This window comes from Variovorax sp. GW821-FHT09D04 (assembly GCF_059416405.1).
Map to the genome: position 1 here is coordinate 152,484 of NZ_JBWKPA010000004.1, position 22,705 is coordinate 175,188.

The 22,705-nt window shown below is 70.6% G+C and carries 21 protein-coding genes; 9 read left to right on the forward strand and 12 right to left on the reverse strand.

Annotation, left to right across the window (positions count from 1 at the left end; translation table 11 throughout):
• Positions 1-25 precede the first annotated feature (25 nt).
• Positions 26-1,378, reverse strand: coding sequence for an alpha/beta hydrolase family protein (locus AC07O4_RS15005; RefSeq protein WP_495304962.1), 1,353 nt, complete (start codon positions 1,376-1,378; stop codon positions 26-28).
• On the reverse strand, positions 1,375-4,152 hold the full coding sequence (locus AC07O4_RS15010) for a tannase/feruloyl esterase family alpha/beta hydrolase (RefSeq protein WP_495304963.1): 2,778 nt from the start codon (positions 4,150-4,152) through the stop codon (positions 1,375-1,377). The genes AC07O4_RS15005 and AC07O4_RS15010 overlap by 4 nt, the downstream gene beginning before the upstream one ends.
• 118 nt (positions 4,153-4,270) lie before the next feature.
• Here AC07O4_RS15010 and AC07O4_RS15015 point away from each other — a divergent pair, with 118 nt between their 5' ends.
• Both AC07O4_RS15015 and AC07O4_RS15020 read left to right on the forward strand, forming a co-directional pair.
• Positions 4,271-5,197 (forward strand): LysR family transcriptional regulator, encoded by a 927-nt coding sequence (locus AC07O4_RS15015; protein WP_495304964.1) that lies wholly within the window; start codon positions 4,271-4,273, stop codon positions 5,195-5,197.
• Complete coding sequence (locus tag AC07O4_RS15020; protein WP_495304965.1) at positions 5,194-6,186, forward strand: Bug family tripartite tricarboxylate transporter substrate binding protein; 993 nt, start codon at positions 5,194-5,196, stop codon at positions 6,184-6,186. Before AC07O4_RS15015 ends, AC07O4_RS15020 begins: the two co-directional genes overlap by 4 nt.
• Here AC07O4_RS15020 and AC07O4_RS15025 read toward each other — a convergent pair.
• Positions 6,183-7,304 (reverse strand): hypothetical protein, encoded by a 1,122-nt coding sequence (locus tag AC07O4_RS15025; protein ID WP_495304966.1) that lies wholly within the window; start codon positions 7,302-7,304, stop codon positions 6,183-6,185. The two genes, AC07O4_RS15020 and AC07O4_RS15025, sit on opposite strands and share 4 nt — an antisense overlap.
• 44 nt (positions 7,305-7,348) lie before the next feature.
• Positions 7,349-7,909: a putative glycolipid-binding domain-containing protein gene (locus AC07O4_RS15030; RefSeq protein WP_495304967.1), complete on the reverse strand. Its 561-nt coding sequence runs from the start codon at positions 7,907-7,909 to the stop codon at positions 7,349-7,351.
• A 63-nt stretch (positions 7,910-7,972) separates the two neighbouring features.
• Here AC07O4_RS15030 and AC07O4_RS15035 point away from each other — a divergent pair, with 63 nt between their 5' ends.
• Positions 7,973-8,590 carry a YiiX family permuted papain-like enzyme gene (locus AC07O4_RS15035; RefSeq protein ID WP_495304968.1) on the forward strand — a complete coding sequence of 206 codons (618 nt, stop codon included), beginning with the start codon at positions 7,973-7,975 and terminating at the stop codon, positions 8,588-8,590.
• A 7-nt stretch (positions 8,591-8,597) separates the two neighbouring features.
• Here the strand turns inward: AC07O4_RS15035 and AC07O4_RS15040 are convergent, their stop codons facing one another.
• The gene (locus tag AC07O4_RS15040; protein WP_159275572.1) at positions 8,598-8,876 is read right to left on the reverse strand and encodes a contact-dependent growth inhibition system immunity protein; all 279 of its coding nucleotides are present in this window, start codon (positions 8,874-8,876) and stop codon (positions 8,598-8,600) included.
• 20 nt (positions 8,877-8,896) lie between these two features.
• Positions 8,897-9,748, reverse strand: a complete 852-nt coding sequence (locus AC07O4_RS15045; protein WP_062477997.1) for an RNase A-like domain-containing protein — start codon at positions 9,746-9,748, stop codon at positions 8,897-8,899.
• Positions 9,749-9,917: 169 nt separating this feature from the next.
• Here AC07O4_RS15045 and dinB point away from each other — a divergent pair, with 169 nt between their 5' ends.
• The gene (gene dinB, locus AC07O4_RS15050; RefSeq protein ID WP_495305139.1) at positions 9,918-11,102 is read left to right on the forward strand and encodes a DNA polymerase IV; all 1,185 of its coding nucleotides are present in this window, start codon (positions 9,918-9,920) and stop codon (positions 11,100-11,102) included.
• Between the two features lie 11 nt (positions 11,103-11,113).
• A complete protein-coding gene (locus AC07O4_RS15055; protein WP_495304969.1) occupies positions 11,114-11,797 on the forward strand; it encodes a TIGR02117 family protein in 684 nt (227 codons plus the stop codon).
• A gap of 6 nt (positions 11,798-11,803) precedes the next feature.
• Here AC07O4_RS15055 and AC07O4_RS15060 read toward each other — a convergent pair whose 3' ends face one another.
• The gene (locus AC07O4_RS15060; RefSeq protein WP_495304970.1) at positions 11,804-12,868 is read right to left on the reverse strand and encodes a purine-nucleoside phosphorylase; all 1,065 of its coding nucleotides are present in this window, start codon (positions 12,866-12,868) and stop codon (positions 11,804-11,806) included.
• Positions 12,869-12,970: 102 nt separating this feature from the next.
• On the opposite strand from AC07O4_RS15060, the gene AC07O4_RS15065 reads away from it, so the two are divergent.
• On the forward strand, positions 12,971-14,128 hold the full coding sequence (locus tag AC07O4_RS15065) for a DNA topoisomerase IB (RefSeq protein WP_495304971.1): 1,158 nt from the start codon (positions 12,971-12,973) through the stop codon (positions 14,126-14,128).
• Here the strand turns inward: AC07O4_RS15065 and AC07O4_RS15070 are convergent.
• Both AC07O4_RS15070 and AC07O4_RS15075 read right to left on the reverse strand, forming a co-directional pair.
• Positions 14,074-14,754 (reverse strand): hypothetical protein, encoded by a 681-nt coding sequence (locus tag AC07O4_RS15070; protein WP_495304972.1) that lies wholly within the window; start codon positions 14,752-14,754, stop codon positions 14,074-14,076. The genes AC07O4_RS15065 and AC07O4_RS15070 overlap by 55 nt on opposite strands.
• A 180-nt stretch (positions 14,755-14,934) precedes the next feature.
• Positions 14,935-15,114: a DUF3606 domain-containing protein gene (locus AC07O4_RS15075; RefSeq protein ID WP_062477985.1), complete on the reverse strand. Its 180-nt coding sequence runs from the start codon at positions 15,112-15,114 to the stop codon at positions 14,935-14,937.
• Positions 15,115-15,295: 181 nt separating this feature from the next.
• Between AC07O4_RS15075 and AC07O4_RS15080 the strand changes: the two genes are divergently transcribed.
• Positions 15,296-15,763 carry a nuclear transport factor 2 family protein gene (locus AC07O4_RS15080; protein ID WP_495304973.1) on the forward strand — a complete coding sequence of 156 codons (468 nt, stop codon included), beginning with the start codon at positions 15,296-15,298 and terminating at the stop codon, positions 15,761-15,763.
• Here the strand turns inward: AC07O4_RS15080 and AC07O4_RS15085 are convergent.
• From AC07O4_RS15085 to AC07O4_RS15095, 3 genes are read right to left on the reverse strand one after another with little or no spacing between them, the layout of a single operon-like run.
• Positions 15,726-17,225 (reverse strand): class I adenylate-forming enzyme family protein, encoded by a 1,500-nt coding sequence (locus AC07O4_RS15085; protein ID WP_495304974.1) that lies wholly within the window; start codon positions 17,223-17,225, stop codon positions 15,726-15,728. The genes AC07O4_RS15080 and AC07O4_RS15085 overlap by 38 nt on opposite strands.
• Positions 17,226-17,228: 3 nt before the next feature.
• Entirely contained in the window at positions 17,229-18,218 is a 990-nt protein-coding gene (locus tag AC07O4_RS15090) for a Bug family tripartite tricarboxylate transporter substrate binding protein (protein ID WP_062477974.1), read from the reverse strand.
• Between the two features lie 44 nt (positions 18,219-18,262).
• Positions 18,263-20,599, reverse strand: coding sequence for an acyl-CoA dehydrogenase family protein (locus AC07O4_RS15095; protein ID WP_495304975.1), 2,337 nt, complete (start codon positions 20,597-20,599; stop codon positions 18,263-18,265).
• Between the two features lie 144 nt (positions 20,600-20,743).
• Between AC07O4_RS15095 and AC07O4_RS15100 the strand changes: the two genes are divergently transcribed.
• Both AC07O4_RS15100 and AC07O4_RS15105 read left to right on the forward strand, forming a co-directional pair.
• Complete coding sequence (locus AC07O4_RS15100) at positions 20,744-21,526, forward strand: citryl-CoA lyase (protein WP_062479773.1); 783 nt, start codon at positions 20,744-20,746, stop codon at positions 21,524-21,526.
• A gap of 5 nt (positions 21,527-21,531) precedes the next feature.
• Positions 21,532-22,695 carry an acyl-CoA dehydrogenase family protein gene (locus tag AC07O4_RS15105; protein WP_495304976.1) on the forward strand — a complete coding sequence of 388 codons (1,164 nt, stop codon included), beginning with the start codon at positions 21,532-21,534 and terminating at the stop codon, positions 22,693-22,695.
• Positions 22,696-22,705: the final 10 nt, after the last annotated feature.

Consider the following 22,705-nt stretch of genomic DNA (forward strand, 5'->3'; position numbering starts at 1 on the left):
TCTCCGTCAAGGTCAAAAAGAAGAATCAGGGCGCGCGCGAGGGCACGCGGCTTTCGAGCGTCGGGGGTTGCCACTCGGGCTGGATGTGGCAGCCGTTCTTGCCGTCGGTGTCGTAGCGCGGCATGAGCGCCACGCAACGTTGCGCCAGGCTCTGCGGCGTGGGCTTCTCGCCCTTGTCGATCCAGTCGAGCAGCGCGCCGAAGAGCGCGGGGTATTCCGAGTCGCTGAGGTAGCTGTGCTCGCGCTCGGCACTGAAGCTCTGCACCAGGTGCCCACCGGTGCCGGCCGCATCGCGGATGCGGCGGTAGGCGTTCTCGAGTTCGACGAAGGCCGTGGGGTCGTCGATGGCATGCAGGCCCACCGTGGGCAGCGACGTGCGGCCGGTGGGCTGGCTGTCGGCCGCGAGCGCGCCCTGGGCCTGCGGGTCCGCGGCGTAGCGCAGCACGCCGGCATTGAGCGCCGCATCGTCGCTCGAGCCGCTGTAGACCACGCCGATGTTGCCGAAGGGGTTGCGGCCCTGCAGGCGCTGCTGCACGAGGTCCTGGAACAGCCACGTCGCCCAGTTGAGGTGGCCGACGAGCGCGCGTTCGGGGATCTTCACGACCGAGAGAATCGTCTTCAGCCGCGCCGCCTGCTCGGGCGTGCGCTGCGCGGCGGGCGTGCCGACGCCGGTGCAGTCCTTGACGCGCGCCGCGAGCTCTGCGCGCGTGAGCTTCGCGTCCATCGGCAGGCCCATCCACAGCGGGTACTGCGGCTCGTCGGGCTTGGGATGGTTGCGGCAGACGTACTGGTACACCACGCGCAGGTCGAGCCGGAAGTCGTAGGCGCTGTTGCCGCCGCCGAGCACGCCGCTGGTAAGCAGCAGGCCGTCGTACGGCGACTTCGCATCGCCCACGGGCGCATAGAGTTCGGCCGCCTTCGCCGCCACGCCAGCGCCGTAGCTCTGCCCGTGCAGCAGCGTGCGCTGGGGCTGGCCGAAATGGCGCACGACGATCTGGCGCAGCCGCTCGGTGTCTTGCGCCGCCATCGTCACGCCGTAGCCACCACGCCGGTAGGTGGAGCCGGCCCACGCATAGCCGGCCTTCACGGTGACAGCCCAGCGCTTGAGGTCTTCCTCGCTGCGCGCGAGCTTGGGCGCACCGGTTTCGGGGCCTCCGTGCGCGTGCATCACGAGCACGCCGCGCTGCCAGTCTTTCGGGATGGCGATCCAGTAGAACGACCCTGCACCGTCTTCACCGGTGTAACAGCGCGCGCTCTCCGGCACGGGCGACGGGCAGGCCGTGGGCTTCGGCGCGGTGGCGGGGGCCGCGTGCGCGGACAGCAGCGGCGCCGCCCCCAGCCAAGCGAAGGCGGCAAGTTGCGAGAGGTATTTTTTCAATGGCGTACTCCGAGGTCCAGCGTCGCGTTCGCCCCGTCGGTGGAGACGAAGGCCACGACGCCGCTGTTGAAGATGAGGTGGCCCGGCCGGCCGGCGCCGGCTTGCGCCACGCCGAGCACCGGCGTGTCGTAGCCCAGCGTGGTGGCCGCGCCGCCGAGGTTGAAGGCCGTGCCGACCACGGTGGCTTCGCGGCCCTCGCCCTTCACGCTGGCCATGGCGTAGCTGCCGTCGGCCGCGCCGGGCATCAGCGTCTGTTGCACCGCGAGCAGGCGCAGGCCCGGCTGGATGACGGTGGCCGCGCCGCTGCTCGTGTCGGCGGCCGGTACGGCGGTGGCCACGCGCCGCAGGTACAGCGGCGTCGACACGCCGTTGACCAGCCCGATCACCACCGAGCCGGTGAGCGTGCCGCCCTCGGTCTCGGCGGTGCCGCTCGACGAGGTCGAGGTCGTGTACATGTCGAAGGCCCCGCGCGCCGTGCTGTAGCTCAGGTAGCCCTTCTCGGTGTTCTTGCAGGTCTGGTCGTAGGTCATGAAGCTGTTCGACGCCGGGCTGCGGCAGAACTGGAAGGTGCCCGCATTGCGCAGCCGCCCCGCCGATGAGAACGCCGCCGTGGTGCCCGCACCGAGCTGCTCCACGCCGGCCGCATTGAAGATCAGCGACACCGAGCGGAAGTCCGTCGACGGCGACACGTTCTGGAAGGTGTTCTGGAACGCCACCAGCGGCGAGAAGCCACTGCCGCTCGGCGGGTTCACGCCGCCCAGCAGCACGCCGCCGGCGCCGAAGCTGAACACCGCCCCGCTCTCGCCGCTCGTGTAGCTGCAGCTGCCCTGCGACACCAGCGAGCCGCTGCGCTGCGTGCCGACCCGCGTGGGTTCGTGGCTCGCGTCGATGGTCACGGTGTAGGCCATGCTGGCCGGGTCGATCTGCACCTGCAGTTCCTCGCCGAAGCTGTTGCCGCCTTTGTAGCGCGTCGCGCTCGCCGGCAGGTTCGGGCAGGCGAGCGGGTCGCCGACCTCGGTCACGCAGCTGTAGTTGACGGCCGCATCGAGGCTGCCGCTGCCGCGGTACTTGGGCCACGACGGAAACTGGCACAGCGGGCGCGTGCGGCCGTAGCTGCCGGCCACGGCGTCCACCGCGACGGGCGTGGCGGGCGCGAGGCCGGCCTCGACCCAGCCTTCGAGCGCCGCGAGCGAGTCCCAGTTGGGAATGAAGCTGCCGGTGCCGTGGCCCATGCCGGGCACGGTGTAGAAGCGCACGTTCTGCGTGACCGCGGCCTGGCCCAGCGTGGCGACGAGCTGCCGGTAGTAGTCGATGGTCGAGTTGGGGCTGATCACCTCGTCGGCCAGGCCGTGCAACATGATCAGCTTGCCGCCGCGCGCGAAGAAGGGCGCAAGGTTCGGGTCGGTCGCGTCGGTGAGCTTCGACACCTCGGTCACGCGCGCCGCGTATGTGCCGGGGTTCTGCGGATCGAAGGTGAGCGTGTTGAAAGCGGCATCGCGCGTGACGAAGAACTTCACCCACTGGTCGCCCGTGACGTACATGTTGGCATCGGCCGAGGTGGCGGGGTTGCCCGGCGTCTTGCGCGTGCCGAGGTCGCGCGTGGTGTACGGGCCGGCCACCAACGCGCCTTCGAGGAGGTTGTAGCCGCCCGCGCGCTTCACGCCGTTGGCAAGCGAATAGCTCGTGAACTCCAGCGGCGATTCGATGGCGTGCACCGTGTCGATCTGCGCGTCCGACAGGCAGGTGTCCGCCGTGTCGGCGCCGTTGGGGCAGCGCAGCGAAGCGAGGATCTGCGTGTTCAGCTGGCGGCAGCTCTCGACATTGCTCACGATGTTGTCGATCGCGCCGTCGAGCTTGTCGCAGGCCTGCATCGCGGCCTTCTGCACCAGCAGCGTCTCCGTCAGGTTGAGCCAGCCCTGGCCGCCGTCGTTGTACAGCGCTCGGCCCACCGCCACGTTCGACAGGCGCGTGCCGGTGTAGTTGAGCGCGGGCTCGTTGGCGATCACGCCGTCGTAGTCCTGCGGCCAGCGCTGGATGTAGCTCAGCGCGTCGCGCCCGCCGGTCGAGGTGCCGAGGAAGTAGGCGTGCCTGGGCTTCACGGCGTAGCGCACGAACACCAGCGCCTGTGCCACGTCGCGCGTCTTCTTGAGCGACTGGCCGCCGTAGTTGGCCAGCTGCTCGTCGTTGGCCGCGAACTTGCCGTCGGTGATGCTGCTCGACTGGTGGCCCGAGTCGTCGCCGTAGGTGGCGTAGCCCAGCGCCAGCGGCGCGGGCTTGCCGGCGGGGCCGAAACGGATGACCTCGGTGCCGTCGATGAGCACGCCGTCGAAGCCGCCGCCGCCGAAGTGGATGGTCTTCTGGTTCCACTCTTCGGGCAGGTTGACCGCGAAGTGGATGAGCTGCGAGGCCGGGTCCACCGGCGCGATGGTGCCGCGCACGCGGCAGTAATCGCCCAGCGTGTTGCCCGCGTCGCCCGCGGCCACGGGCGTGGCGCTGGTGACGGTGGCGCCCTGCGTGGGCAGGCTGATCAGCGCGGCGGGCAGGCTCTTGCCGGCCAGGTCGGCGCAGGCCACGACGGGCAGCACGGGCGGGGGTACTGTGCCGGGCGGCTCCTCGGCCGGCGGGGTGCCGCCGCTGGCGGGCGGCACGGTCGGCAGGAAGAAGCCGGGGCTTCCTCCTCCCCCGCTGCCGCCACCACAGGCGGCCAGGACCAACGACGCGCCAATCAGCGCAACGACGACACGAAACTTCGAGGCAGGGCGCGGTGTGCGCATGGATTTGTCTCCGGCATGCAGCCTCGGTGGACTGCTTTTTGAATAGGCGGCCGGACGATAGATTCCGTGTGACTTAGGGTCAAATAAAATAACAAGGCCTATTCAATACAAAAAACATATGGACATACGCGCCCTGAGGTACTTCGTGGCCGTGGCCGGCACCGGCCACATGACGCGCGCCGCCGAGCAGCTGGGCATCCAGCAGCCACCGCTGAGCCTGCAGATCAAGGCGCTGGAGCGCGAGCTGGGCGTGCTGCTGTTCAAGCGCCATCCGCGCGGCGTGGCGCTCACCGACGCCGGCCGGCTGTTCCAGGCCGAGGCGCTGCGCATGCTGCAGGACATGGAGGCCATGAAGCAGCGCATGGCGCGCGTGGCCCAGGGCCAGACCGGCACGCTGGCGGTCGGCTTCACCAGCTCGGCCGCGGCGCACCGCTTCATGCCCGAGGCACTGCGCGCCTTTCGCCGCGCGCACCCCGGCGTGGAGCTGCAGCTGCGCGAAGACAACGCCGCCGAGCTCACCGAGGCGCTGGCCGCGGGCCGGCTGCACTGCGGCCTGCTGCGCGTGCCGGTGGCGCGGCCCGAGGGGCTGGTGTTCGAAACGCTGCTGCGCGAGCCCGTGTGGGTCGCGATGCCGAGCGATCACCGCTTCGCGCCACCTGCAAACGGCAAGAAGCCCGCGAAGCCACTGTCGCTGTCGAAACTCTGCGAAGAAGGCATCATCCTCGTGCGCCGCCCGGGCGCGCCCGGCCTCTATGCCGAGCTGCTCGCGCTGTGCCACGCACAGGGCCTGCGTCCGCGCGTGGTGGCCGAAGTCGATCGCATGATGACCAACCTGAACCTCGTGGCCGCGGGCGTCGGCCTGTCGGTGGTGCCGACCTCGATGACCGGCGTGCACGCGCACGCCATCGCCTACACGCGGCTGGCCGACGGCGGCCAGCTCGACGCGCCGCTCACCCTGGTGTCGCGCGCCGACGAAGACAACCTGCCGGCGCGGCACTTCGCGGCGCTGCTGCGCGGGCTGGCCGAGGGGAAGCCCGTCGCATGACCGTGCCGCTGTTGCGCCGCCATTTCCTGCAACGCGTCGGCTTCGCGGCTGCGTGCGCATTGCCGCACCTGTCGCACGCCGCCTCGTCGCCCTGGCCCAGCCGCCCGGTGCGCCTGATCGTCGTCTACCCGCCGGGCGGCGTGAGCGACGGCATGGCGCGCGCGCTGGCCGAGCCGCTGGCGCAGTCGCTGGGCGTGCCGGTGCTCATCGAGCACCGCGCAGGCGCGGGCGGCAGCCTGGGCATGGATGCGCTCGCACGCGCCACGCCCGACGGCCACACGCTGGCCTTTTCCGCCATCAGCCCGCTCACCCTGCACCCGCTGCTCGCGCGCGCGCCCTACGACCCGCTGCGCGCCTTCGTGCCCGTGGCGAGCGTGATGCGCACGCCGGTGCTGGTCGTGGGCACGCCGGCCTTCGCGGGCCGCGGCTTTGCAGAGTTGATCGCGCTGGCGCGCCGCCAGCCCGGCGCGGTGCGCTGGGCCACCTCGGGCGTGGCGACCATCGGCCACATGGTGCTGGCGCAGGTGCGCCTGCAAAGCCGCACCGACATCACGCACATCCCCTACCAGGGCGGCGGTCCGCAGCTCAACGATGCGCTCGGCGGCCAGTTCGAGGTGCTGTCGACCAACGTCGCGGCGCAGCAGCTGCAGTACATCGAGGGCGGCCGGCTGCAGGCGCTGGCGGTCGGCGCACCCGCGCGCATCGAAGCCTTGCCTGCGGTGCCCACGCTCGCGGAGCTGGGCTACGAGAAGGCGAACCGCGATTCGCTCTTCGGCATCTTCGCGCCGGCGCGCACGCCGACGGCGGTGGTGCAGCGCCTCAACGCCGAGATCAACCGGCTGCTGCAAGGCGACCCGCTGCGCGCGCGCCTGCGCGAGGCCTACAACCTGCCGGCCGGCGGGAGCATCGAGGACTTCGCGCAGGAGATCGCGACCGATCGGCGGCGCAACCGCGCGCTGGTGGCGGGGGCGCGGGCGCAGTTCGACTAGGGCTGCGCGGCCACCCAGCCGAAGCCCGCGTACCAGGGGCTGAAGCGTGACGGGCGCTGTTCGATGTCGACCTGCTTCACCGCGCTGGCCAGTGCGGGCGACACGTTGCGCAACGCCGTCACGGTCCATGCGCGGTCGAGCTGCTTGAGCAGGCGGGCCTCGCAGCCGGGGCTCTCGCGCAGGCCGACAGGTGCCAGGCCCAGCTGCACGGCGACATGCCCCTGCGCGGCGGCGCGTTCCCAGAGCACGCGCCGGCGCTCGGAGCCCAGCAGCGTCAGCTGCCGCAGTTCGTACGTGCCGGCCGGCAGCACGCCGGGCACGGCGTTCACCTGCAAGCGCACGTCCTTGCCCAGGCCGTTCCGGTCGGCCCCGAAGAGCCACTCGAAGTGATCGGTGGGCACCTGCGCCTGGATCGCCATCAGGCAGGGCGCGGGCAAGGGTTGCGTGCCCCGCAGCGTCTGGCGCGTGAGCACCATCAGCTCGGCGGTCTTCGACACCAGCGACAACGGGACCGGCGCGGCGTCGCCCGCCACGATCTGCGCGTCGATCGCGGCAGGCAGCGCCGGCACGGTGGCGGCGTTGGCCGCGTGCGCCAGCACCTGCGGGAACAGCACGGGGATCGTCCTGCCGTTGCCGAAGCTCTCGCCCGTGGCGATCTCCAGGCGATCGGCGGTCAGGCGGTAGTAGCTCGGCAGCGTCGCCTCGACGTCGTAACCGCCGCGGCGCGTGGTGACGCGTTGGTAGAACTCGCGCGATGTGCTCTTCAGCAGCGGCTGCAGTGCGCGCACCAGTTCCTGGCGCTGCGCGTCGCTGACATCGTTCAGATCGATGCGGATGCGGTTGGACGGGTAGGTGAAGAGCTTGGCCATGCCTCGCTCAAGTTCCGCGGGGTCGGGCCCGCGCGTCACGTAGAGAACGAAGCCGCCCACCAGCGCGGCAATGCAGGCCCCCCACGTGAAGTAGCTTGTGAACTTGCGAAAACGGTCGGCGGCCCGCGAAGTGCCCATCCACCCCGCCAGCACCTCCCGGACGCCAAAGAGCACGACGCCGAGAACCAGGACGCCGACCATCAGCAGCACCACGGTGGCTGCATTGAAGGCGAAACTCAAAAAGCCCATGCCGCTGCGTTCAGGCGCAGCGCCCGACAACTCCAAGCAACGGGTCAGTCCTCCGCGCGCCAGAGCCGCGGATAGTCGCTCACGAACCCGTCCGCCGTGACGCCCAGCACCTCCGCATAGTCGAAGCGTTTGGCCTCGTACGCATACGTGCTGTCGCTGCGCCGTTCGTAGCGCTGCATCAGCTCGCTGAGCCCGCCGTCTTCGATGTCGACCCAGGCCGCCGGTGCGTCGGCGCTTTCGCCGGGGGCGAGGTTCAGGCGGCGCAGCTGCAGCAGGTTGGTGGCGGGGGTGAAGCCCAGGTCGAGGTCGACGCAGTGCGACATGTCGGACACGGCTTCGTCGTTGAGCTTCCAGTGGCCGCGCGCGTCGCGCGTGATCGACAGGTCGATGGCCGACTCGCCGAGCCAGCCGCGCACGGTGCCCCACTGCGTGTGCCAGAGCAGGTCGCAGCGCACGCGGTAGTGCAGCTGGGCGATGCGCCCGCCTTCGGTGCGGAACACCGCCGCGCCGTCGAGCTGCCAGGCCGAGGCGTTGCGTTCGAGGCGGCAGGCATCGTGGCCCGGTGCATCGAGCCTGCGCCAGAGGATGGAGGCGACGGTTTGCATATGGCGCGGATCATGGCACCGGCATGCCGCGGGGCGCAAGCGGCATCCCGCAAAATGCCCTGCATGTCGAAAGCCCTTTACACGTCGTTGTCTGCCCTTTTCACCCTCCTGGCAGCCGGCGCAGGCCATGCGGCCACCGCACTGAAGGACGGCGACATCATCTTCCACACCTCGCGCTCGGCGCAAAGCCTGGCCGTGCAGCGCGCCACGGGCTCGCGCTACAGCCACATGGGCATCGTGCTGCTGCGGGAGGGCAAACCCTACGTGTTCGAGGCGGTCTCGACGGTGCGCTACACGCCGCTGGCGCAATGGACGGCGCGCGGCAACGGTGGGCGCTACGTGGTGAAGCGGCTGCGCGATGCCGACACGCGGCTCACGCCCGGCGCCGTGGCGCGCCTGCATGCGCGCACCTCGGACTTCGCGGGCCGCCCCTACGACCTGACCTTCGAATGGTCGGATTCGCGCATCTACTGCTCGGAACTGGTGTGGAAGCTGTACGACCGCGCGCTGGGCGTGCGCATCGGCGATCTGCAGAAGATCCGCAGCTTCAACCTTTCCGACCCGGCCGTGCGCGCCAAGATGCGCGAGCGCTACGGCAACGCCGTGCCGATGGACGAACCGGTGATCTCGCCGGTGGCGATGTTCGACTCGCCGCTGCTGGTGACGGTCGAATCGCGCTGACGCCCCGCTACTGCACCGCAGCCAGCACGCTGTCGAGAAACTGTTTCGCCGGCGTGCCGAAATCTTCAGGGATGTAGTCGCGCGAGAAGTCGCGCGCAAACGCCGCTTCGAGGTCGTCGTGCGAACCGAGGTAGTCGGCGATCTCGGCGCGCAGCGCGGCCAACTCGGCCTCGGTGCTCGACTCGCGGTACGAGGCCATGATCTCGGCGCCGGTTTCGCCGAAGAGGATGTCGGCGTCCTGGCCGAAGTAGACCTTGGTGAGGTGGTCGATCAGTTCGAATCGCATCGTGGGTCGTAGGGGAAAAATCAGAACGGATGGGCGGTGAGGATGTAGAACGGCTTGCCGTTGTACGTGCGCATGTTCAGCGTCACGCGCACCTTGGTGAGCTGGCTCACGGCAGTGCTGCCGCGCTGCACGCCGATGCCGACCACGGTGCCGATGTCGTGCTCGAAGGCCACGGGCTTGGAGCCCACCGCCGCGGAGCGCGACCACGCGCGAATGGCCCGTGCGTTGGCGCGCACGGTCTGGCTGATGGCCGACTCGGCGGTGGCCAGGTCGAAGAACGACGACGAGCGCTGCAGGCTGGGCTTCTTCGCGAAGCGGTCGAGCAGCTCCTGCGCCGACTTGCCCACGTGCTCGCGGATGGTGTGGCCGCCGGCCTTGGAGCCCGCAATGCCCTCGTGCTCGATGAGCCGCACGGGCTCGAGCTTGAAGCGGCTCGCGCGCACCGCGATGACGCGCGATGCGGCCAGCCCGCCGGCCACGAAGAGCGGCACCGCCACGTCGACCGCGAGCCCCACCTGCGCGCCAGTTTCGGGCGAGGCGCCCAGCGCCTGCGCGGTGGCGTCGGCGGTGAGCGCGGTGGCGGTGCGCTGCGTCTGGCCGGTCCAGATCTGGCGCGCGGCCGTGGCGGTGACGTCGCTGCCGTGCGCGCCCAGCACCACGCAGCCGACCTTGCTGGCCATGGTGGGCTCGGGCGCGACGCACAGCACGCCGGCGCCGACCAGTTCGATCACGCCGCCGATCAGCGCCGCCGTGCCCCAGAGCCGGTTGCTGAGGCTGGCCGACTCGGGCACGTCTTCGCCGCCGAGCACCGCCGCCATCTGCACCGGCGTCAGCGCGACCGACAGGCCGCCTTCCACCTCGTCGTCACCCATCGTGCATTCCTTTCCGTTCGCCACCTGCGTGGGGATTGAAATTCCGCCGCATTCTTGCACGCGACACCGGGGCGGGCGAACATGCCCGGAGAGCGAGACAATTGTCACCGTGAGTTTCCAGCCCGCGCCGCCCCCGGCCCCTCCGATCCGCCGCATTGCCCACCTCGACATGGACGCGTTCTACGCGTCCGTCGAGCTGCTGCGCTACCCGCAGCTCAAGGGGCTGCCGGTGGTCATCGGCGGTGGCCGGCGCCGCGTCGACGAGGCGATCCGCGAACTGCCCGAGGGCGCCACGCTGGCCGACATTCCCATCGATGCCTTTCCGCGCCTGAAGGACTACACGGGGCGCGGCGTGATCACCACCGCCACCTACCCCGCGCGGCAGTTCGGCATCGGCTCGGCCATGGGGCTCATGAAGGCCGCCAAGCTGTGCCCGCAGGCGCTGATCCTGCCAGTCGACTTCGACGAGTACCGGCGCTTCTCGCGCACCTTCAAGCAGGTCATCCTGGACATCGCGCCGCTCATGGAAGACCGCGGCGTGGACGAGGTGTACATCGACTTCACCGACGTGCCCGGCGGCCAGCGCGACGGCGGGCGCTCGCTGGCGCGGCTGATCCAGAAATCGATCTTCGACGCCACGGGCCTGACCTGCTCGATCGGCGTGGCGCCCAACAAGCTCATCGCAAAAATGGCCAGCGAGTTCGAGAAGCCCAACGGCATCTCGGTGGTCTACGAGCACGACCTCGAAACCCGCATCTGGCCCCTGCCCTGCCGCAAGGTGAACGGCATCGGCCCGAAGGCCGACGAAAAACTCAAGCGCTTCGGCATCGAGACCGTGGGCCAGCTGGCGGCACGCGAGCGCGGCTGGCTCATCGACACCTTCGGCAAGGCCACCGGCGCGTGGATGCACGAGGTGGCCTGGGGCCGCGACAACCGTCCCGTCGTGACCGAGAGCGAGCCCGTGTCGATGAGCCGCGAGACCACCTTCGAGCGCGACCTGCACGCGGTGCGCGACCGCGCCGAGCTGGGCGCGATCTTCACGCACCTGTGCGAGAAGCTGGCCGAAGACCTGCAGCGCAAGGGCTACGTGGGCAAGACCATCGGCATCAAGCTGCGCTACGACGACTTCAAGATCGCCACGCGCGACCAGACCATCGACCGCTTCACCGACGACGGCAAGACCATCCGCCAGGTCGGCGGCCAGTGCTTGAAGCGCGTGCCGCTGGAGCGGCCGCTGCGCCTCTTGGGCGTGCGCGTGGGCGCGCTGGCCAAGGCCGGGAGCCCCGAGGCGCTGGCACCCGCTGGCAACGCCCGCAGCGCGACGCCGGCGGCGACCACGGCGTCGCTCTTCTGAGCGCCCCGACGATGATCCGACGCTGGCTGCTGCGCATCGCCTTCACCCTGCTGGGGCTGCTGCTCGCCATCACGCTGTATGTGGCCGTGGCCTGCGCGCTGGTCTTCCTGCCGGCCAACGCGAAACCATCGGCCGAGCCTGCGACCGTCGAGGCCTGGGTGCTGAGCAACGGCGTGCACACCGACCTGGTGTTTCCGGTCCGCTCGGCCACCGTCGACTGGCGGCAGCTCTTTCCGCTGTCGGACTTCAAGGCGCCGCCGCCCGATGCCGAGTTCGTCGCCATCGGCTGGGGCGACCGCGAGTTCTACCTGCACACGCCGACCTGGGGCGACCTGACGGCCGCGCGCGCCTTCGGGGCGTTGTCGGGCGGCAACCGCTCGCTGCTGCACGTGACCTACCTGCAGCGCGCGCAGCTGCGGCGCGGGGCCTACAAGCTCCCGCTCTCGCAGGCGCAGTACGCGCAGCTCGTGGCCCATGTGCGCGCCACGCTGCCTTCAGACCGCGCGACGCCGATCGCGGGTGCGCACTACGCGAACGACGATGCCTTCTACGAAGCCCAGGGCAGCTACCACCTGTTCGAGACCTGCAACACCTGGACCGGCCGCGGCCTGCGCCAGGCGGGCGTCACGGTGAGCCGCTGGACGCCCTTCGACTTCAACGTGACCTGGCATCTGCAGCCGGTGCTGCAGCCCTGACGATCTTCAGGGCTTGGGCACGCCCGCCGACCAGGTGGGCCAGTTCTTCACGATGTGGTCGACCACGCGCGTGCCCACCAGCGCGATGTTCTCCACCGTCTCGGCAAAGCCGCCCGCCGTCTCGCCCGGTGCCGGGTCCAGGTGCTGCAGCGTGCTTTCCTTCGGGTGGCCCTGGTCGAAGTTGACCGCGCCGCGCAGGCTCATCACGCGGTCGGTGCCGTGGGTGCGCTTGATCACGAGGGTGATGGCGGCGGCTTCCATTTCGGTGATCACGTAGTCGTCGGCGCCATACAGCTTGGCGATGTACTGCGCCTGCTTCGACATGCCGGGGCCGTGGAAGAAGGTGTCGCCCGTCATGTGCGTGCCGGTGCCCACGAAGGGGGCGCGGCGCGCGGCGGCGTCGGGGTAGCGCAGGCGGTACTTGCGCGCCGATTCCGCGTCCTTGAGCGGCGTGTCGGCCGACAGCTTCATGGCCCAGCCGACGAGGTCGGGGTTGAGCTTGAAGCGGCGGTACTCCTCGTAGCCCTTGCGCGGCATGAAGGTGGGCTCGCCGGGCTTGTTCTCTTCGGGCGCCCAGCGGTGGCCGAGGTCGTAGTCGACCAGCCAGGTGGCCCAGCTCACCTCGCCGATGGTGCCGCGCTGGGGCGGCGTGCCGGCCACGCCGGAGATCACGTAGTAGGCCTGCGAGAAGTCGAACTTCGGGTTCAGCAGGATGGCCTGCATCGACGACGACGAGTTGACCTTGCCCATGCCCAGCACCGCGCCGCACACGCCGTCGGCGTTGCAGTACACGGGCTGCAGCGCGCCGGGCACGGCCACGGGCGTCGCGCCCTTCCAGTAGCGCTCGTACCAGTGCTGGAACTCGCCGGCGCGGTCGCCGGTGTTCTGGCCGATCTCGAACATGGCGGCCACGAACACCTTCACCTTGACGGGGGCGCCGGTGGGGGCGGCGGCAGCGCGCGTGTCGGCCGTGGGCGAGGTGGAGGCACAGGCCGTGGCGAGCAGCACGGCGCCGCACAGCGCCAGACCGCGGCTGCCCAGGGAGAAGCGACGGGAGTTCAGGAGAGACATGGGTGGAATCCGAAGAGAAGGAAGGAAAGGAAAGCGCGCCTCGGCAACAGCGTGCGGCGTCCTACACCGCACGATTGTCGATGCTGGCACAAGCGCGATGACATGCCTTCGATGCAAACCCCATGCCGGCCCGCGCCGGCTGCCACCTCAGCGCTGGCCGGCGGGCTGGTCTACGTGAACCCCGGCATGCCGGGCATCCGCCGGCTGAAGTGGGGCGACGGCTTTCGCTACCGCGACGCGCACGGCCGCTGGCTGCGCGATGCCGACGCGCTCGCGCGCATCCGCAGCCTGGCGATTCCGCCGGCCTACACCGAGGTGTGGATCTGCCCGCTGCCGCAGGGCCACCTGCAGGCCACGGGTCTGGACGCGCGCGGCCGCACGCAGTACCGCTACCACCCCGACTGGCGCGCACTGCAGGACGGCACCAAGTTCGAGCGCCTGGCGGCCTTCGGGCGCGCCCTGCCCCGTTTGCGCGCCCGCGTGGCGCGCGACCTGCGCGCCGGCACCAAGACGCCCGGTCGCGCACAGGTGATCGCCACGCTGGTGCGCCTGCTCGACACCACGCTGCTGCGCGTGGGCAACGAGGCCTACGCCAGCAGCAACGGCTCGTTCGGCCTCACCACGCTGCGCAACCGCCACGCGGCGGTGCAGGGCTCGGCGCTGCGGCTGCGCTTTCGCGGCAAGAGCGGCGTGACGCACGAGGCCCGCATCGACGACCCGCGCGTCGCCCGCGTGGTGCGCCAGTGCCAGCAGCTGCCGGGTCAGGCGCTGTTCCAGTACACGGACGAAGCGGGCGAGGTGCGCGGCGTGTCGTCCAACGACGTGAACGACTACATCGCCGACGCCACCGACACAGGCAAGGGCGAAGGCGAGCGCTTCACCGCCAAGGACTTCCGCACCTGGCACGGCACGGTGCAGGCGCTGGAACTCACGCGGCGGGCCTGTGCCTGGGAGGGCGAGCGCCGGCCCGGCGCCAGGGACATCCACGCGGCCGTGGCGCGGCAGCTCGGCAACACGCCGGCGGTCTGCAAGAAGGCCTACGTGCACCCGGCCGTGCTGGCGCTGGGCGAGGCGCTGGCGCGCGAGGACGACACGGCGGCGACGGGCACCTTGCTGGAGAAGATCGCGGCCCGTGCCGCCACGACCGGCCCGGCGCGCGGCCTGGTGGCGGCGGAGCGGCGATTGCTCGCCTTCCTGCGGACGCCTCAGCCCGCGGCGAGGGCGAAGCGCACGGTGTCGGCGTCGAGCAGCACGGCGTAGCCGAGGTCTTCGGCCAGGTTCTGCAGCGCCACGGTGTCGATGGCCAGGGCGCGCGGCGCGCGGTGGGCGTCGAGCACCGCGTTCGCGCCGCCGGCCTCGCGCACCCGGGCGTGCAGGCGCAGCGCGTCGGTGCCGTCGGACTCGATGCGGATGGTGCCGGCCTCGTCCGCGCCGTCGTGCAGGTAGCCCAGCGCGCCCAGGAACAGGTAGCGCAGCGCGGCGGCATTGGGCCAGCGCGGCTCGTCGTCCTGCGGGGCGGCGAGCGCCTCGTCGACCTCGAGCGCCACGCCGTGCAGGTCGAAGGCCGAGCGCATCAGCGTCATGCACTGCGCCACCAGCGCGCTGCGCGTGATGCCGTCGTCGGTGGTGGCCAGTTCCCAGTCGCGCAGCGAGCGGATCGCGGCCACCAGCTCGGACACCTGGCTGTCGATGAGGTTCACCCGCTCCTCGCAGGCCGCGGGGTCGACGGGGTCGGCCGCCACCTGGCGCTTGAGCATCAGCACCGCCATGCGGATCACCGAGACGGGCGCCGTCATGTCGTGCCGCAGCGCCGGCAGGGCACGCGTGAGCAGCTCGTGGCGCACGCCGGCCGCAATCCAGCTGCGGGCGCTGGGAGACGACTTCATCGCGGCGCAGCGGCCCGCAAGGGCGCGCGGCCCGTGGGACGAGAGGCGGCAGGGAGCACGGTCAAGGCAGGATTCCTGAAGGCGGGAACAAGGCCACGAGTATCGGCCCCGCTCCGCGCCGCGGCTGTAGGAGCCTGCCTACGCGCGCCCTGCCCGCCGGGCCGCACCTGCAGCGCGCGCTCAGGGTTTGCCGAGGTAGGTGCGCACGTCCTTCACCTCGACCCCGGCGGCCGCGACGGCCGAGCGCAGCTGCGCCTCGGTCACGCCCAGCGTCTGGGTCCAGTAGCGAACCTCGTGGAGTTCGTTGACATTGATGCGGGCCGCATCCTGCGGTCCGCGCTTGCTCAGGTCATCGGCCATGGCGTGGATTCCTTGTTGAAGGCTCCCACGATGCGGCCCGCACGGAGGATCGGCTGGCGGACAGCAGCGCGGCTCCTTGCAGGATAAGTCCGAGAGCACGTTGCAGATGTCCGGAAGCAGCGGGCCGGCGCAACGCGGCGCACCTATCGTCGCCGCTCCTTCACTTCATCCGCCGCACCCCATGACCCCCGAGCAGAACAAGCGCGCCGTCGTCGACGCCTGGAAGGCCTTCGCCAGCCGAGACCCGCAGCGCGTGCGCGCCGCCTTCACCGACGACGCCGAATGGCTGGCGCCCAAGGACAACGCCACCGGCGTGGCCCTGGGCTTCACCGACCACATGATCGGGCCGCAGACGATCGTGCGCTTCCTGGTCGAGGAGTTTCCGAAGCTGTTCGTGGCCGACGTCGCGGTGGACTTCATCCACCTGCTCTGCGACGGCGACACCGTGGTGCTGGAGATGCGCCTGCAAGCGACGCTCGCCAGCGGCCGGCACTACGACAACGACTACTGCTTCATCCTCGAATTGCGCGAGGGCCGCATCGCCCGCATGCGCGAGTACATGGACACGCAGAAGGGGCGCCGCAGCGTCATCGGCGACCTGCCGGCCGACCTCAGGGCCGCCGGGCCCTCGATTGCAGTTCCCGCTTGAGCAGCTTGCCGTTGGCCGTGGTCGGCATCGCGTCGATCACCTCGATGCGCGCGGGCCGCTTGTAGGGCGACAGGTGCTCGGCCAGGTGGGCGCGCAGCGCCGCCTCGTCGAGCGACGCGCCGGGGTTCAGCTCGACGAAGGCGACGATCTGCTCGTTGCCGTCGGCCTCGGGCACGCCGACCACGGCACACAGGTGCACGCCCACGAAGCGCCCGATCACCGCCTCGACCTCGGCCGGGTACACGTTGAAGCCCGAGCGGATGATCATTTCCTTGAGCCGCCCCACCACAAACAGCGCACCGTCGGCATCGAAGCGACCGAGGTCGCCGGTGGCGTACCAGCCGCCGGGGCGTATCACCTGCGCGGTGGCGGCCGCGTCGCGGAAGTAGCCCAGCATCAGGCCCGGGCCGCGCAGCCAGATCTCGCCGGTGTCGCCGATGGCGGCCTCGGTGCCCTCGGGCGTCACGATGCGCCCCTCGCCGCCCTCGACCACATAGCCGGCCGAGGTGTCGGCGCGCGGCGCCTCGGTGCGCGTGAGGAACACCGAGCCCGCGTACTCCGACAGGCCGTAGCCGTAGTGCAGCGGCTGGCCGAACAGCCGCTCCACGCGCTGCTTGAGCGCCGGGTCGAGCGGCGCGGAGCCCGTGTACACGTAGCGCAGCTGCGGAAAGCGCGGCACCAGCTGCTGCGCCTCGATGTGCGCCAGCAGCCGCGCGTACATGGTCGGCGGCCCGAGCAGGTTCGACACCTGCCCGTGCGCCAGCGCCTCGAGCATGTCGGCCGGCGAGAAGCTGCCGCGCAGCACCAGCGCGGCCCCGCCCGTGAGCGCGGCCATCAGCACGGTGCCGATGCCGAAGATGTGGGTCATCGGCAGGAAGGCGTAGACGCGGTCGTGCGTGTCGAGCGCGCGCACCGCCGCCGACACGCGGCCGAAGTGCAGCAGCCCGCGGTGCGACACCATCACGCCCTTGGGCGTGCCCGAGGTGCCCGAGGTGAAGATGATCGCGGCGGCATCGGCCAGCGCCGCATCGGGTTCGGGGCGGGCCTCGGCGCGCGCGGTGGTGAACATCACGCCGGGCAGCGTGGCCGGCACGGCCGACGCGCGCTGCGCGTGCGTGCGCGCCGCGTCGGACGCATCGGTGGTGAAGCAACACAGCCGCGCGTCGGCGCGCTCGGCGATGGCCGCGATCTCGCCCGGCGACATGCGCGCGTTGACGCCGCACGACCACGCACCCACGCGGCTGCAGGCCAGCAGCAGCGCGATGTGGGCGGCGCAGTTCTCGGCCACCAGCAGCACGCGGTCGGTCGGCCGCACGCCGGCGGCGAGCAGGTCGTTCGCGGCAGTCTCGACCATGGCCTGCAGTGCGCCGTAGGTGGTGGTGCCATCGATTTCGTGGAGGAACACCGCGTCCGGCGTGCGGGCCGCGCGGTCTTCGAGCAGGTGATGAATGCGGGGCTGCATCGGCTATTCCGCCTCGATGCCCTTGGACGCGCTCGCCCACAGCTTGCGGTCCGACACGCCCTTGGTCGCCAGCACCTCCGGCGCGCCCGCCCAGACCTCGTAGCCCTGCTCGCGCAGGCGGTGCGCGATGTCTTCGCGCGCCAGCATCTTCTGTGCCGCGGCGTTCACGCGCGCCACCAGCGCCGGGTCCATGCGCGCCGGGCCGTACAGGCCGAACCAACCGCCCACGTCATAGCCGGGCACGCCCGACTCGATCATGGTCGGCACGTCGGGCAGCATGCGGTTGCGCTGGCGCGAGGTGACGGCCAGCGCGCGCAACTTGCCCGACTGGATGAAGGGCCGCGAGGTGGCGATGATGTCGAACATCATCGGCACGGTGCCGGCCATCACGTCGGCCAGTGCCGGGGCGCTGCCCTTGTAGGGCACGTGCGTGAGCTGCACGCCGCTCATCTTCTCGAGCAGCGCGCCGCTCAGGTGGTTCGATGCGCCCACGCCCGCCGAGCCGTAGAACAGCTTGCCGGGCTTGGCCTTGGCATAGGCCAGCAGCTCGCCCACGTTGCGCACCGGCAGGTCGTTGTTGACCACCAGCACGTTGGTGTAGTCGACCAGCGGCGCCAGCGGCGTGAGGTCCTTCATCGGGTCGAAGGGCATGCTGCGCTGCACGTTCGGGTTGATGGTGATGGTCGGGCTCGCGCCGAAGAACAGCATCGCGCCGTCGGGCGGCGCCTTGGCCACGGCGTTGCCGCCGAGCGAGCCGGCGGCGCCGGGCCGGTTGTCGACGATCACCTGCGTGCCCAGCTCCTGGCCCAGCGCGGGCGCGAGCAGGCGCGCGGCGCCGTCGACCGGCCCGCCGGCCGAATAGCCGACCACCAACTTGATGAGTGGCGGCAGCGGCTGCTGCGCGAAGGCGCGGTGCGGCAGTGCGGCCAGCGCCGCGCCGCCCGCCAGCGCGGCCATGAGCTGGCGGCGCGAAAAGAGGTCGAGGGATTGCATGAGCGTTGTCTCCAGTTGTGTATGTCTTTGGCGGCTCACATCGCTCAGGCCGGCAAGTCCAGGACTTGTCGCGCGAGGATGTTGCGCTGGATCTCGTTCGTGCCGCCGTAGATCATGGCGGCGGTGGAGCCGATGAGCGGCGAGAGCACGTTGAAGCTCTGGCCGTCGAGCACCTGGTCGCCCGCGACCGCGCCCTGCTCTTCGCCGGCCTCGACCAGCAGCGCGCCGATGCGGTGGTAGGTCTCGCTGGCCCAGATCTTCAGCAGCGACACCGACGCGGGCAGCGGCTTGCCCGCGCGCACGATGTCGGCAAAGCCCGTGTAGGCGGCCGACAGGTCGAGCACGTCGAGCCGCAGCGCCGCGAAGCGCTGCGCGAACACCGGGTCGGCAAACAGGCGCCGCGCCTGCCCGAGTCGCGCCAGCTGGCCCAGCGCGTACTGCGACTGCTTGGGGCTGCCCAGGAAGATGCGCTCGAAGCCCAGCAGCGCCTTCGCGATCGTCCAGCCGCCGTGCAGTCGGCCCACGAGCTGGTCGGCCGGCACGCGCACGTTGTCGAAGAACACCTCGCAGAACTCGGGCTCGCCCGCCAGCGTGTGGATCGGCCGTACCGTGACGCCCGGCGTGCGCAGGTCGCACAGCAGGAAGCTGATGCCCTCCTGCTTGCGCGCGCCCTTGTCGGTGCGCACGAGCATGAAGATGTGGTTGGCGTCCTGCGCGAGCGTGGTCCAGATCTTCTGGCCGTTGACGACGAAGTGATCGCCCTGCGCATCGTGCCCCGCCACCGCCTCGGTGCGCAGGCCGGCCAGGTCGGAGCCGGCATTGGGCTCCGAATAGCCCTGGCACCACACGTGCTCGCCGCTCAGGATGCGCGGCAGGAAGCGCTGCTGCTGTTCGGGCGTGCCGTGCTGGATGAGCAGCGGCCCGATCATCACGATGCCCTGGTCCGGCGCGCGCGCCACGCCGTGCTGCTCCAGCTCCTCGATCCAGGCGATGAGCTTGTCGGCGGGCAGGCCCATGCCGCCATGCGACTGCGGCCAGGCCGGCGCGATCCAGCCCTGCGCCGAGAGCGTGAGGTACCACTCGCGCACCTCGCTCCAGCGCGCGCGGTGCGACAGGTAGCGCAGGTGCGCCGGATAGCGCTGCTGCAAAAAGCCGCGCACCATGCGGCGGAACTCGGCCTCGGGCATGGCGGACCAGTCGGTGGTGCGCGCCAGGAACTCGCCGTTCCAGGCTGCAGCACTGCTCGCAGCAGCTTCAGCTTCGCCAGTCAGCGCGGCATGCCGGCGCTGGTGCGCCGTGGCATTGCCCAGCCATGCCGACAGGCACAGCACGCGCTTGTAGAACAGGCTCAGGTCGCACTCCTGCGTGTAGCCGATGGCCCCGTGCAGCTGCACCGCCGCGCGCGACGCCTGCAGCGCGGCAGCCGTGCAACGCGCGTTGACGCGGCTGGCCTCGGCTTCGAGCCGGTCAGAAGGCAAGGTGCCGTCGCTTGCCAGCGCCAGCACCTCGTTCAGCGTGGCCTGCGCCACCTCGAGGTGGATGAACATGTCGACGCTGCGGTGCTGCAGCGCCTGGAAGCTGCCGATGGCCTTGCCAAACTGCGAGCGGGTGCGCAGGTAGGCCAGCGTCTGCGCCAGCATCGCCTGCCCCGCGCCGAGCAGCTCCGCGGCCTGCAAGATTTGTCCGGCCGCGAGCGCCTGGCGCAGCGCCTCCTGCGCGGCCGGCCCACTGGCCAGCACGGCGTCGGCCGGCAGCACGACCTCTTCGAAGCGCAGGTTGGCTGCCTGGCTGCCATCGACCAGCGGCACGATCGTCTCGGTCACGCCGGCTGTGCCGCGCGGCACCCACAGCAGCACGGCGTCGTCCTCGCCGCGCGCCGACACCAGCCAGCCGCTGGCGGCGGCGCCGGGCAGCACCATGAGCTTGTCGCCTTGCAGCAGCACGCCGCCCACATGCCCCGCGCGCGCCTCGCAGCCGCAGGCCAGCGGCACGGCGCTGAGGTCACCCGCGCTTTCCTGCCACGCCAGCGCGGGCAGGCTGCGGCCCGCGACGAGGTCGGCCAGCACGGCGCGCGCGCCGGGCGATTCGAGCCGCGCCAGCAGCAACGCACTCAGGCCCGCCACGGCCAGCAGCGGCTCGGGCGCCGCGTGCTCGCCGGCGGCGCGCAGGATCTCGGCGGCGCCGTCGAGCCCCAAGGCGAGGCCGCCGGCCGCTTCGGGCGCCAGCATGCCGGGCCAGCCGAGCGCGGCGATCTCGCCCCAGCCCTGGGCCTCGTCGGCCTGCGGGTGTTCGGTGCGGGCGCGGCGTCGCGCGGTGGCGCCGCTGCGGGTGAAGTAGTCGAGCGCCGCTTCGCGCACGGCCAGGAGTGAGTCGGAATCCATCGCGCTGTCTGCCTTTTCTTTTCCGTTGCAATGACGAGTCGCAGCGTGCCCGAAGACCTCGCCGGCGGGCATTCGCGATTGCGGAAGGGAGGGTTTCGCAATCACTGAGCGCCTGCGGGCGCGCGCGGGGATAGATTTGCGGCCATGACAAAGATCAAGAAATCCCTGCACACCGACCTCGGCCACAGCACGCCCGACAAGATCACCGTGCGCGGGCGCGACCTGCCCTCGGAGATCCTCGGCCACCTGAACCTGGGCGACATGGCCTTCCTGGAGCTGACGGGCCGCATCCCGACGCCGCAGGAGTCCGTGACCTTCAACGCCATCGTCGTCACGCTGGTGGAGCACGGCGTGACGCCCAGCGCACTGGCCGCGCGGCTCACCTACGCCGGCGCGCCCGAGGCCCTGCAGGCCGCCGTGGCCGCCGGCCTGTGCGGGCTGGGCACCGTGTTCGTGGGGAGCACCGAGGGCGCCGCGAAGATGCTGTACGAGGCCATTCCCTTCGGCGAGAAGCCGAGCCGTCCGCTGGCCGACATGGCCAAGGACATCGTGGCCGACCACCGCGCGCGCAAGATCATCGTGCCGGGCCTGGGCCATCCGCTGCACAAGCCGATCGATCCGCGCACGCCGCGCCTCTTTCAGATCGCAGCCGAGAACGGGCTCTCCAGCCACTACGTCGCGCTGATGCAGGCCGTGCAGGAAGAGGCCGAGCGCGTGTCGGGCAAGTCGCTGCCGATCAACGCCACCGGCGCCATCGGCGCCATTGCGGCCGAGTTCGGCTTTCCGTGGAAGATCATCCGCGGCTTCGGCGTGATGGCGCGCGCCATCGGCCTCGTGGGTCACATCCTCGAGGAGATCGACGACCCGATGGCCATCGAGATCTGGCAACGCGTCGAAAAGGAAGCAGGCGGCCCCCGCCAGGACTGAAGCACATGATGATCGCTACCGACAACCGTTTCCCCGACATCCGCGACGCCGTGCGCGACCTGTGCGCGCAGTTTCCCAACGAGTACTTCCGCAAGGTCGACGAGGCGCGCGGCTACCCCGCCGAGTTCGTCGACGCGCTCACGAAGGCCGGCTGGATGGCCGCGCTGATCCCGCAGGAGTACGGCGGCTCGGGCCTGGGCCTGACCGAAGCCTCGGTGATCATGGAAGAGATCAACCGCTGCGGCGGCAACTCGGGCGCCTGCCACGGCCAGATGTACAACATGGGCACGCTGCTGCGCCACGGCAGCGAGGCGCAGAAGCGCCAGTACCTGCCGAAGATCGCCAGCGGCGACTTGCGCCTGCAGTCGATGGGCGTGACCGAGCCGACCACCGGCACCGACACCACGAAGATCAAGACCACGGCCGTGAAGAAGGGCGACCGCTATGTCGTCAACGGGCAGAAGGTGTGGATCTCGCGCATCCAGCATTCGGACCTGATGATCTTGCTGGCGCGCACCACGCCGCTGGCCGATGTGAAGAAGAAGTCGGAAGGCATGTCGATCTTCATCGTCGACCTGCGCGAAGCCATCGGCCAGGGCATGACGGTGCGCCCCATCCTCAACATGGTGAACCACGAGACCAACGAGCTGTTCTTCGAGAACCTCGAGATCCCGGCGGAGAACCTCATCGGCGAGGAAGGCCAGGGCTTCAAGTACATCCTCGACGGCCTGAACGCCGAGCGCACGCTGATCGCGGCCGAGTGCATCGGCGACGGCTACTGGTTCATCGACAAGGTCACGGCCTACACGAAGGACCGCGTGGTGTTCGGCCGCCCCATCGGGCAGAACCAGGGCGTGCAGTTTCCGATTGCCGAAGCCTTCATCGAGACCGAGGCCGCCAACCTGATGCGCTACGAGGCCTGCCGCCTGTTCGACGCGCGCCAGCCCTGCGGCGCGCAGGCCAACATGGCGAAGTACCTCGCGGCCAAGGCGAGCTGGGAGGCGGCCAACGCCTGCCTGCAGTTCCACGGCGGCTTCGGCTTTGCATGCGAATACGACATCGAACGCAAGTTCCGCGAGACGCGGCTGTACCAGGTGGCGCCGATCTCGACCAACCTCATCCTGAGCTACGTCGCCGAACACATGCTCGGCCTGCCACGCTCGTTCTGAAGGACTGCAC